We start from the raw sequence: 2,554 nt of genomic DNA, 5'->3' as shown, positions 1-2,554 counted from the left end.
CACCCGGGCCTGACCGGTGGTAACGGTGCCGATGTGGTGATTGACGCCGTCGCGCCCGGAGACCTACAAGCAGGCTTCTACGCGCGCGACCTCGCCGGCCGCGTAGTGCTGGTGGGCGTCCCGACGCCGGGCATGTTGCTCGACCTGCCGTTGCTGGATGTCTTTGGCCGCGGCGGTTCGCTGAAGTCCTCCTGGTACGGGGACTGCCTGCCGTCCCGCGACTTCCCGATGCTGGTGGCGCACTACAAGCAGGGCAACCTTGACTTGGACGCGTTCGTGTCCGAACGGATCACCATCGACCAGGTGGAAGAGGCGTTCGCCAAGATGCACGAGGGCAAAGTGCTCCGTTCGGTGGTGGAAATCGGATGAGCGTCAGCATCGAAAACCTCGTCACCTCGGGCACGTTTTCGCTCGACGGCGGCACGTGGGACGTGGACAACAACGTCTGGATCGTCGGCAACGACGACGAATGCGTGATCATCGATTCGCCGCACGACGCGGAGGCAATCATCGGCCAGGTCCGTGGCCGGAAGGTGCGCGCCATCCTGCTCACCCACGCGCACAATGACCACATCGGAGCAGCGCTCGACGTCGCGAAGGCAGTGAACGCGCCGATCCACCTTCACCCGGCAGACATGGTCCTGTGGGAGCAGCTGTACCCGGACGCCGGCCCGGACCGCTACATCACGGACGGCGACGTCTTCGAAGTGGCGGGCACGGCTTTGCACGCCTTCCACACGCCGGGCCACTCACCGGGTTCCACGTGCTTCTACCTGGAAAGCGAAGGCACGGTGTTCACTGGCGACACCCTCTTCAACGGCGGCCCGGGGGCGACGGGCAGGTCGCACAGCGACCACCCGACCATCCTGGCCTCGATCCGGGAACGCCTCCTGACGCTTCCGCTGGAAACCGTGGTCCGCACCGGGCACGGCGACAACACCACCATCAAAGCCGAGGCGGAAAACCTCGCCCAGGCAGCGCTGGATCGCCAGGCCGACGGCGCTTAGGCGCCGCCGGCTGCTGTGTAACCCATCTTGACGCTGATTGAATACCCGGCTTGCTTGAGCGCATCGAGCAGGCCGGGTATTTTTTCCGGCTCGAAACGGAAGGCCGGCCCGGAAAGGCTGATGGCTCCGATCACCATGCCGCTGTGGTTGTGGATCGGAACGGCGACGGCGTTGAGTCCGCGCTCGAGTTCTTCATACGTGGCGGCGTACCCGGCCTCCGCAATGACCGGCATTTGCCGCTCCAGCTCGTCGCGGTCGGTGATGGTCTGCGGAGTGTATCGTGCCTGGCCGGATTCCCTGAGAACTCGGTCACGCGTCCCAGGCGGCAGCGCTGCAAGCATGACCTTGCCGCTGGAGGTGGCGTGGAGCGGGGTGAGCCCGCCGATCCAGTCCTGCGTGCCAAGCGTGTTGGGGCCAATGGCCTGGTCCACGTTGACCGCGAAATTTGACCGAAGCACGGCCAGGTTGGCGGTCTCGGCGAACTTCTCCGCAAGGGCTTCGAGATCTTCCCGGGCTTCCTTTACCAAGCTGAGGCGGGCCGGAATGGCGCTGGCCAGGCGCAGGATGTTGAATCCGAGTTGGTATTTTCCGCGCTCGTGGTTCTGCTGAACCATGCCACGGGCGTCCAGGGCGCTCAGCAGTCGCGATGCCGTTGACTTGTGGACGCCCATTTCCTCAGCGATCTCACTCACGCCGGCATCGCCGTTGCGGGCGATGATTTCGAGCACGGTGATGGCCCGGTCCACGGACTGCACACCCGCGTGGTGCGCACCGCCCGGATCGGAATCGGGGTCGTTGGCAGGGCTAGCATCAGCGTCCATGTGGTTCATCGTCTCAAACACGGTCAAATGCGCGGCCTCTCCGGTCAGCGTGTCCTGGGATGTTGCCGCTCAGCCGGGTATTGCCTGGTTATAGGATCGGGCGGTATGGCACTGCGACTTGTTCAAGTGAATTTCAAGGCCCGGGACGACTCGGCTCTGGGCCGGTTTTGGGCGGAGGCGCTTGGTTGGGATATTTCCAGCGAAGGCCCCGGTGTGAGCAATGTTGAACCCGCGGGCTTCACCGGGCCGGACCCCGCCGCCGTCTGCGTCGATGTCGTCACTGTGCCTGACCCCGAAACGGTGAGGTATCGCGCCCACCTCGACCTCGCCACCGCCTCTGAGGCCCATCAAGCGGAGCTTGTGGCGCGCCTGGTGAAGCTCGGCGCGACGCCTGCCGATATCGGCCAGGGCGATGTGCCGTGGACGGTCCTGGCCGATCCGGAGGGCAACGTGTTCTGCGTGTTGGAGCCTCGGCCGATCTACCAGGACACCGGGCCGATCGCCGCGGTGGTGGTCAGTTGTGCGGATCCGCGGGCCATGGTGCGGTTCTGGAGCGGGGCGATGGACTGGACTGTGCACGAGGAGACTGATGATTTTGCGAGGCTGCGTTCGGCCAAGGGCGTTGGGCCGTATTTGGAATTCGTCCGGACTCCCGCCGCGAATGCCGCGCGCGGCCGGGTCCATCTCGACCTGAGGCCGTACCCCGGAGATGATCAAGCGGCGGAG

The 2,554-nt window shown here is 65.2% G+C and carries 4 protein-coding genes; 3 read left to right on the top strand and 1 reads right to left on the bottom strand.

The genetic code is table 11. The features are described 5' to 3' along the window. Both AHiyo1_RS23765 and AHiyo1_RS23760 read left to right on the top strand, forming a co-directional pair. Positions 1-369 (top strand): zinc-binding dehydrogenase (locus AHiyo1_RS23765; RefSeq protein ID WP_148667760.1); only part of this gene is annotated, 369 nt, incomplete at its 5' end. After that, on the top strand, positions 366-1,007 hold the full coding sequence (locus AHiyo1_RS23760; protein ID WP_059390261.1) for an MBL fold metallo-hydrolase: 642 nt from the start codon (positions 366-368) through the stop codon (positions 1,005-1,007). The genes AHiyo1_RS23765 and AHiyo1_RS23760, both read left to right, overlap by 4 nt. Here the strand turns inward: AHiyo1_RS23760 and AHiyo1_RS23755 are convergent. Further along, a complete protein-coding gene (locus AHiyo1_RS23755; RefSeq protein ID WP_059390263.1) occupies positions 1,004-1,828 on the bottom strand; it encodes an IclR family transcriptional regulator in 825 nt (274 codons plus the stop codon). The two genes, AHiyo1_RS23760 and AHiyo1_RS23755, sit on opposite strands and share 4 nt — an antisense overlap. 105 nt (positions 1,829-1,933) lie before the next feature. Here AHiyo1_RS23755 and AHiyo1_RS23750 point away from each other — a divergent pair. Beyond that, positions 1,934-2,554, top strand: a 621-nt coding sequence (locus AHiyo1_RS23750; RefSeq protein WP_059390260.1) for a VOC family protein, incomplete at its 3' end; no start/stop codon positions are given.

It is taken from the genome of Arthrobacter sp. Hiyo1 (genome assembly GCF_001263615.2).
Lineage (GTDB): Bacteria > Actinomycetota > Actinomycetes > Actinomycetales > Micrococcaceae > Arthrobacter.
The sequence above is the reverse complement of the archived record's forward strand: the minus strand, read 5'-3'. Positions and strand labels throughout refer to the sequence as shown.